Origin of the sequence: Neorhizobium sp. DAR64860/K0K1, from assembly GCF_050500205.1 — a bacterium.
Classification (GTDB): domain Bacteria; phylum Pseudomonadota; class Alphaproteobacteria; order Rhizobiales; family Rhizobiaceae; genus Neorhizobium; species Neorhizobium soli.
This window is the reverse complement of record NZ_CP191459.1, coordinates 3,499,498-3,508,314: the sequence shown is the minus strand read 5'-3', so window position 1 is coordinate 3,508,314 and position 8,817 is coordinate 3,499,498. Positions and strand designations below refer to the sequence as shown.

At 59.9% G+C, this 8,817-nt stretch carries 6 protein-coding genes; 5 read left to right on the top strand and 1 reads right to left on the bottom strand.

Annotated features, from left to right (window positions below; genetic code table 11):
- The first annotated feature begins 285 nt into the window (after positions 1-285).
- The 5 genes from ACQY1J_RS21550 to ACQY1J_RS21530 all read left to right on the top strand — a co-directional run bounded on the left by ACQY1J_RS21550 (position 286) and on the right by ACQY1J_RS21530 (position 7,961).
- Positions 286-1,233, top strand: coding sequence for a phosphoribosylaminoimidazolesuccinocarboxamide synthase (locus ACQY1J_RS21550; RefSeq protein WP_062463670.1), 948 nt, complete (start codon positions 286-288; stop codon positions 1,231-1,233).
- 48 nt (positions 1,234-1,281) lie between these two features.
- A complete protein-coding gene (locus ACQY1J_RS21545) occupies positions 1,282-1,884 on the top strand; it encodes a TetR/AcrR family transcriptional regulator (protein ID WP_062463649.1) in 603 nt (200 codons plus the stop codon).
- Between the two features lie 145 nt (positions 1,885-2,029).
- A complete protein-coding gene (locus tag ACQY1J_RS21540; RefSeq protein WP_062463646.1) occupies positions 2,030-3,223 on the top strand; it encodes an efflux RND transporter periplasmic adaptor subunit in 1,194 nt (397 codons plus the stop codon).
- Between the two features lie 66 nt (positions 3,224-3,289).
- Positions 3,290-6,400: an efflux RND transporter permease subunit gene (locus tag ACQY1J_RS21535; RefSeq protein WP_062463643.1), complete on the top strand. Its 3,111-nt coding sequence runs from the start codon at positions 3,290-3,292 to the stop codon at positions 6,398-6,400.
- A gap of 112 nt (positions 6,401-6,512) precedes the next feature.
- Complete coding sequence (locus ACQY1J_RS21530) at positions 6,513-7,961, top strand: efflux transporter outer membrane subunit (RefSeq protein WP_062463641.1); 1,449 nt, start codon at positions 6,513-6,515, stop codon at positions 7,959-7,961.
- A 129-nt stretch (positions 7,962-8,090) separates the two neighbouring features.
- Here the strand turns inward: ACQY1J_RS21530 and efp are convergent, their stop codons facing one another.
- Positions 8,091-8,660, bottom strand: a complete 570-nt coding sequence (efp, locus tag ACQY1J_RS21525; RefSeq protein ID WP_062463637.1) for an elongation factor P — start codon at positions 8,658-8,660, stop codon at positions 8,091-8,093.
- Between the last annotated feature and the right edge of the window lie 157 nt (positions 8,661-8,817).

Genomic DNA, 8,817 nt, shown 5'->3' with positions numbered 1-8,817 from the left:
GCCTAGTCGCAAAAACTTCAAGAAAAATGCAAGGCGTTGGATTAACATGATAATTCGCCTTTTAAAGCGCAAGGAGGCCGTCAGGACCCGGTTTCCCGAACTCCAGTCCGTCTGTCGCTCTCCTTGCCGACCACCGATCGCTGGTTCCGGCTTCCTCACCTCCTGCGACGCATCTCCATCCCGGCAATCGCCTTGTGCCGGCGCGGAAAAACATGGCATAGCCACAGCTCGGATTGATATCATCGAGGCCTTGCAAGCCGCCTCTATATAGAGAGAGCCATGACCGTGCGCGTATTAGACGAAGCCTTCATTGCGGAACTGCCAAACTACTATCGCGGCAAGGTGCGCGATAATTACGATCTGCCTGACGGTTCGCGCATCATCATCTCGACCGACCGGATCAGTGCTTTCGATCGGATCCTAACGGCAATCCCGGATAAGGGGCACGTGCTGACGCAGACTGCCCGCTACTGGTTCGATGCAACGGCCGATATCTGCCCCAACCACGTCATCTCCTATCCGGACCCGAATGTCGTCATCGGCAAGCGGCTGGATATCCTGCCCGTCGAGATCGTCGTGCGCGGCTACCTCGCCGGCACGACCGGCACATCGCTTCTGACACTCTATAAGAAGGGTCAGCGCCGCATGTATGGTCTCGAGCTGCCCGACGGGCTGAGGGACAACCAGGTCCTGCCGTATCCGGTGATCACCCCCACCAGCAAGGCATTCGACGGCGGTCATGACGAACCGCTGACGCCGGATGATATCATTGCGCAGGGACTGCTGACGGCCCAACAGTGGGAAACGCTGTCGCGCTATGCGCTGGCATTGTTTGCCCGCGGCCAGGAGCTTGCGGCAAAACGCGGCCTCATACTGGTTGATACGAAATACGAGTTCGGCACCGACACGGATGGTACAATCATTCTCGCCGACGAAATCCACACGCCCGACAGCAGTCGTTACTGGATTGCCGACAGCTATGACGACGCCTTTTCAACCGGCGGCCGTCCAAAAAGCTTCGACAAGGATTTCATCCGCTCTTGGGTGGTCGAACGCTGCGATCCCTACAAGGACGATATTCCGGAAATCCCGGCCGATCTGATCGAGGAAACGGCCAAAGTTTACCGAACCGCGTATGAAACGATCACGGGCGCGCGTTTCGTGCCCGATGAGAGCGGCGAGACGGTGCTGGCGCGCATTCGCAAGAACCTCGAGCCGTATTTCGGTACTTGATCAGCAGCAGTCTCCGGCCGGTATCGGCGGCACACACTTGAGGACATCGTGCGAAGACCAAGGCGCAAGGCGGAAGAGACAAAAGCGGATATCCTGACAGCCGCCGAAGCGTTGCTCAGGAAGAAGGGTTTTGCCGGCTTTTCGATCGCCGACCTTGCAGCCGAATTGCAGATGTCGCCCGCCAATGTCTTCAAGCACTTTCAATCCAAGACGGTGCTTGCGGATGCAATCTGCGACCGGCACACTACCAGGATGATCGGTCGCTTCGACGCGAAGGACGATTCCGTCCCGGCGCCGGCGAGGCTGGGGCTTGTCGCGCGCCGCCTGATGGACGCGCATTTGGCCGATATCAGGGATAATCCGCTGTTTTTCGAAATGCTGGCCATGATGGCAAGTACCGACCTGCCCAGCGGCCGGCATTATCGAAAGCTCATCGAGGATCTTTTCGAAAGCGTCGTTCGCCACGGCTTCGAAACCGGGGTCTACAAGTCCGCACCGGAAAGTACCATCGGGCGGAGCGTTGCCCCTTGCTTTGCAGGGGTCCTCCACCATGTCTTTCTTATACATGCCGACGAGGCGGAGCTGCATGCCCGCTGCGACGGACTTGTCGAACTCGTGAATGCTGCACTGCAAAGCCCGCTTGCAAAGTGACGATAAGTGAATTACGTCACTTCGAGGCTGGGCTGTGGCGGTTCCGCCCCTTGCCATGCTTCCTCCCGCTTCTTGTGGGTTAACCTGTCCCTCCCGAGGAAATCCGGTTCTTCGGAATGCGCAACGACCGGCCCTGGATCCAACGATGACCCGTCGCAAACTGCTTCTCCCCCTCCTTTTCACGGTCTTGCTCGCCTCCTGCAGCGATTCCGATCAGCAGACCGCAAACGCTCCAGCCGGCGGCGCACCTCAGAAGCCGCCGCAGGCCGTCAGTGTCGTCGTCATGCAAAAGGCCGAGCGGCCGATTACCTCGATTTTGCCGGGCCGCGCCGTTGCATTCCAGACGACCCAGATCAGGCCGCGTGTGACCGGCGCCATTCGTGAGATCAGCTTCAAGGAAGGAAGCGAAGTCAAGGCGGGCGACATCCTCTATCAGATCGAGGACAATCTTTACGAGGCGACCGTCGCGCAGGCGAGAGCGAGCCTTTCCAAGGCCGAGGTCAGCATCCCGGCCGCGCAGGCAAACCTCACCCGCTACGAGCGGCTGGTCAACAGCGGTGCGACGCAGATCGAATATGAAAATGCCAAGGTCACCCTGCTTCAGGCCCAGGCCGATGTGGCGCAGGCGCAGGCCGCTCTGCAATCGGCCGAGATCGATCTCGACCTGACCAAGATCAGGGCGCCCTTCGATGGCGTCACGACCATCTCCAATGTCAGCCTCGGCAATATCGTCACCGCCAACCAGACCGACGCGCTGTCGACACTGCGCAAGCTCGATCCAATCTATATCGATCTCATCGATTCCAGCACCAATCTCCTGGAGCTTCGTGCAGCCTTCGCGTCCGGACGGGTCACCGGCGATCCGCGCAACGCCGAGATCCGCTTGCGGCTGGAGGACGGTAAGGCTTACGAACCTGCCGGCAAGCTCGACATGTCGGAAATGGCTGTCAGCGAAACCACCGGCACGTTTCAGATCCGTGCCGTGTTCCCCAACCCGGACAACATCGTTCTGCCCGGCATGTATGTGCGTGCGACGGTGACGCTTGGCAACGAAAACGGCTATCTGATCCCGCAGCGTGCCGCGACCCGCAATGCCCGTGGTGAACTGACGGCGAAATTCGTTGGCGCGGATAACAAGGTGGAAACGCGGACCTTCACGGTCAGCACCACATCCGGCAACAACTGGCTGGTCACCGACGGCATCGCGGATGGCGATCGCCTGATCGTCGACGGGTTCCAGTGGATTGCCGACGCCGCCGCCGTCCAGCCCGTCGAAGTCACGGTCAACGAGCAGGGATTTACTGTCGAGAAGCCGAAGGTTGATGCGCCGAAGCCGTAGAGGTTGAGGTCCGCATCCCGCAACAACGCGAAGAACGCCGCCCCGAATACGGCAAGGAACAAGTGAATGGCCCATTACTTCATCCGGCGGCCCGTCTTCGCCTGGGTTATTGCGATCGTGATCATGCTCGGTGGTGCGCTTGCCATCACCACGCTGTCGATCTCGCAATATCCGGATATCGCCCCGACCACGGTGCGCATTTCTGCCAGCTATAACGGCGCCAGCGCCGAAACCGTCGAGAAATCGGTCACAACGATCATCGAAGACGGTATGACCGGTCTCGACGATCTCACCTACATGAACTCGTCGTCGTCAACGGGACGCGCGACCGTCACGCTGACATTCGGCAACTCGATCATGCCTGATATCGCCCAGGTTCAGGTGCAGAACAAGTTGCAGCTGGTACAGTCGCAGCTGCCTGACGTCGTGCAGCAGTCCGGCATCGAAGTCTCGCGCTCCACCTCCAGTATCCTGATGGTCGGCGCGCTTGTGTCGTCGGACGGCAAACGCAGTTCGGTCGATCTCGGCGACGTGTTCTCGACCCAGATCGAAGATCAGGTGAAGCGCCTGGAAGGCGTCGGTAGCATCAATATCTTCGGCTCAGGCTACGCAATGCGCGTCTGGCTCGATCCCTTCAAGCTGCAGAAATACCAGTTGACGTCGGCCGACGTCACATCCGCGATCGAAGCGCAGAATACCCAGGTGTCCGTTGGTTCGCTCGGGGCGCAGCCCGTGTCGGAAGGTCAGCAGCTGACCGTCACCATGACAGCCCAGAGCCAGCTGACCACCGTCGACGACTTTGAACGGATCATCCTCAAAGTCGGACAGGACGGCGCCACGGTTAGGATATCGGATATTGGCCGTGTCGAGATCGGCCAGGAAAGCTACGGAGGCAGCTCCCGCTTTAACGGCAAGCCGGCGGCGGGCTTTGCGGTCAACCTTGCGACAGGCGCCAATGCGCTTGATACCGCCGAAAGGGTAAAAACCGCCCTCAACCGGGTCGAGCCGACGCTTCCCGAAAATGTCAGCATCACCTATCCCTACGACACGACGCCGTTCGTCGAGCTGTCGATCGAAAAGGTCATTCACACGCTGATCGAAGCGATCGTTCTGGTGTTCGTGGTGCTTCTGGTCTTCCTTCAGAACCTGCGGGCAACGCTGATCCCCATGGTCGCCGTTCCGGTGGTGCTGCTCGGGACCTTCGGCATCCTGGCGCTGACGGGCTATTCGATCAACACTCTCACCATGTTCGCCATGGTGCTGGCGATCGGCCTTCTCGTGGATGACGCGATCGTCGTCGTCGAAAACGTCGAGCGCATCATGGACGAGGAAGGTTTGTCTCCGCTCGAGGCGACCGAAAAGTCCATGCACGAAATTACCGGTGCCATCATCGGCATCGCGCTGGTTCTGACGGCCGTGTTTATTCCGATGGCCTTCTTCGGTGGGTCGACGGGCATCATCTATCGCCAGTTCTCGATCACGATCGTCTCCGCGATGCTGCTTTCGGCCGTGGTCGCGATCGTGCTGACGCCGGCGCTTTGCGCGACGATCCTGAAGCCGGTCAATCACGAGAAGAAGAACAAGGGTATCGGCGCCTGGTTCAACCGCGGCTTCGACAAGACGACAAACGGCTATGTCGGATCGATCGGGTATCTTCTGAAGCGGCCGCTGCGCGTCATGCTTCTTTTCGCACTGATTGTCGGCGGTTGCGGTCTGTTGTTTTCAAGGCTCCCCAGCTCCTTCCTTCCTCAGGAAGACCAGGGCGTTCTGATGGTGCTCGTCCAGACTCCGAACGGTTCGACGACCGCCAGAACCGAGGAGGTGGTCAAGCAGATCGAGTCCTTCTTCCTCAACGACGAGAAGGACAGTGTCGCTTCGGTGTTCGGTGCGATGGGCTTCAGCTTCAACGGCACCGGCCAGAACAATGCGATGATCTTTGCCAAGCTCAAGGATTTCGACGTTCGCACCGAGCCGCAGCAGGAAGCGGCCGCCGTTGTGCAGCGGGCTCAGCGCCATTTCTTCGGACTGCGTGACGCGCAGGTGTTTGCGCTTCTGCCACCAGCAATCCAGGGCCTCGGCAATTCCAGCGGCTTTTCGATGTACCTTGTCGACAGCGGCAACAACGGCAATCCCGCTTTGACGAGCGCATCGCAGCAGCTGATGCAGATCGCCGGCAGCAACCGCAATATCGGCTCGCTGCGCAGCAACTCGCAGAGAACTGAAACGCAGCTGCAGATCCTGCTCGACCAGGAGAAGCTGGGTGCGATGGGTGTCGACCTCGCTTCGGTCAATTCGATGCTGACGACCATCTTTGCCGGTCGCGACGTCAATGACTTCACGCTCGAGAACAAGCTGAAGCCCGTCTATGTGCAGGGTGATGCGCCTTACCGCATGCAGCCGGAGGACCTCAAATACTGGTTTGCCCGCAACACCGGCGGCGAGATGGTCCCGTTTTCGTCCTTCAGCACCGTCCAGTGGAACACGGGCACGCCGCAGCTTGCGCGGTTCAACGGCGTCAGTGCCATATCGCTTGACGGCGCTACCGGCGCCGGCGTCAGCACCGGTCAGTCCATGGACGAGATGGAGAAGCTGACTGCGGCATTGCCGGGTGGCTACTCCGTGGCCTGGCAGGGCATCTCCTATCAGGAACGGCTGTCTGGCTCCCAGGCTCCCATGCTTTACGGCCTGTCCGTTCTGATCGTATTCCTCTGCCTTGCGGCACTTTATGAAAGCTGGTCGATTCCGTTCTCGGTCATTCTCGCGGTTCCGATTGGTGTCCTTGGCGCATTGGCTGCAGCCTATCTCCTTGGCCAGTCGAACGACGTCTACTTCAAGGTCGGTCTTTTGACGACGATCGGATTGGCGGCGAAGAACGCCATCCTGATCGTCGAATTCGCCAAGGATCGTCAGGAGACAGGTATGGGCGTGCTCGAAGCGACCCTCGAGGCCGCAAGATTGCGCCTCCGTCCGATCATCATGACGTCGCTCGCATTCATTCTCGGCGTGGTACCACTTGCGATCGCAACGGGTGCCGGCTCTGCCGCTCAGAACGCCATCGGCATCGGCGTGCTGGGTGGTATGCTTTCTGCAACACTGCTCGGAATTTTCTTCGTTCCGTCCTTCTTTGTTGTTGTGCGCCGGTTATCAAAGCGTGAAAAACAAGTGAAGACAGTGTGAATCTGTTAACGGATTGCCCGCATCGAATCGCCGCTCGTCTGAGCGGGAGGCTGTGCAGTGATTTGCTCCGCTGTTCGCGGGGCCCCATTCTTAAGCGTTTCGGGACAAAGATATGACATCCATTCGCGTAGCCGCCCCTCTCGTCATGCTCCTCCTTTCCGGCTGCGTGGTCGGACCGAACCATCAGGCGCCGGAAGTGTCCCTCCCTTCGAAGTTTGCCGAGGGTGCGCAGACGAGCAATGGCGACGTTTCCATGAAGGCTTGGTGGACGGCGTTTTCCGACACGCGCCTGAACGGCTACATGCAGACGGGCCTGTCGCAGAACCTCAGCGTTCTTCAGGCCCTGGAACGCATCAATCAGGCCCAGGCGTCCGTCGTCAGTGCCGGCGCCGGCGGTCTTCCGTCGCTCGATATCGATGCGCAGGGCGAGCGTAGCGGCACGAAGGACATCGGCGGGCGGCTCGGTCCAACATCGACCGCTCCGCAATCATCCGCCGTCGGTGGAGCCAGCGCGTCCTGGTTCCTGGATCTTTTCGGCCTTTACCGCCGCAGCAAGGAATCGGCTCTTGCCAGTCTCGACGCCGCCTATGCAAGCGTCGACGTTGCGCGCCTGAGCCTGCTTTCGCAGGTTGCCGCAGCCTATATCGATGTTCGCTACTATCAGGAGCGTATCGCGATCACCAAAAAGAACCTCGGTTCTCGCCGTGAAACGCTTGATCTCACCAAGCTTCAGCTGGAAGCCGGTGCTGCCTCCAGACTGGATGTTGTTCAGGCCGAAGGTCTTGTGAACTCGACACTTTCAGAGCTGCCAGGTCTCGAGACCCAGTATCGCACCGCCGCGCATCGCATCGCGACGCTTCTCGGCATGCCGGCGTCCACACTGCTTCCTGAACTGCAGCGAGGTGCCCGCCAGCCGGTCGCCCGCTACAGCACCAAGACCGGCATTCCCGCCGACCTGATCCGCAATCGACCTGACATTCGTGCGTCCGAACGGCAGCTTGCCGCAGCCGTTGCGCAGATCGGCGTTGCCGAAGCACAGCTCTATCCGGCGATTACGCTCGGTGGCTCCATTTCGCCATCCTACACCCGCGTAGCAGGAAGCGGCGAAAGTGGCATCCTGTCCTGGTCCTTCGGTCCGGCCTTGTCTCTTCCGATCTTCGACGGCGGCGCCCTGCGTGCCAACGTCAAGTCGTCCGAATCGTCAGCCCGCGAAGCCTATCTGTCCTGGAAGCAGACGGTTCTCGATGCCGTTGAGGAAGTCGAGAACGCGCTTGCCGCCGTTGCCCGCGATGGCCGCACCGTGGCAGCGCTCCGTGCGACCGTGAAATCCTACGAGGAAGCGCTGCAGCTCGCGACCGCCAGCTATCGTGATGGCGCCTCCTCGCTGCTCGACGTTCTCGACGCACAGCGCGAAGTCTCCACCGCCCAGGCAAGCCTGGCCCAGGCCGTACAGCAGATGGCGCAGGACTATGTCTCGCTCAACGTCGCACTCGGTGGCGGTTATGCCTTCGGATCACCGACGGCACAGGTGGCCTCCGCCAAGCTGGTTCTGAAAAACTAAACAGCGAAACAGGATGGACGGGCCGGTTCGCCGGCCCTTTTCTTCTCGCAGGATCGCCAGACAACAAAAAACCTCCGAAGCCTGCGGCTCGGAGGTTTTTTTATGCTCGAATGAAGCCTGATGCTTCGATCAGTTCTTGGCGCGCTCGACGTAGGAATTGTCTTCCGTGGCGATGACGACGCGGGTGCCGGTATCAACATGCGGCGGAACGGCCGTGCGGATGCCGTTCGACAGGATCGCCGGCTTGTAGGAGGACGATGCTGTCTGTCCCTTCGTGACCGGCTCGGTCTCGACGATCTCGAGCGTGACGTGACGCGGCAGCTGCAGCGCGAGCGCGATGCCTTCATGCATAGATAGGACGCAGGTCATGCCTTCCTGCAGATACGCCTTCTGGTCGCCCATCGTATCCACGTCCACGACGATCTGGTCGTAGTTTTCCGGGTTCATGAAGTGGAAGCCTTCGCCGTCTTCATAGAGGAACTGGAAGTTGACGTCTTCGACGAAGGCGCGCTCGACCTGTTCCGTGGTGCGCCAGCGTTCCGAAACCTTCACGCCGTCAACGATGCGACGCATGTTGACCTGGGTCACCGGAGTGCCCTTGCCGGGATGGAAGTTCTCGGCGGTGAGAACCACATAGAGCTTGCCGTCGACGTCGATGACGTTACCCTTGCGGACGGAAGATGCGATGACCTTGACCATTTGAATTCCTTGTTGGCGTGCCGGCTTGTAACTGCCGGGAATGCGTCGTAGAGGACCGGGCGATAACCGGCCTGAAGGACGGATGATCTGTTTTCCGGGCAACTACCGCAAAAACGCGCAAAGTGGAAGCCTTGCGGGCAAGAACCCGCGAAGAAAG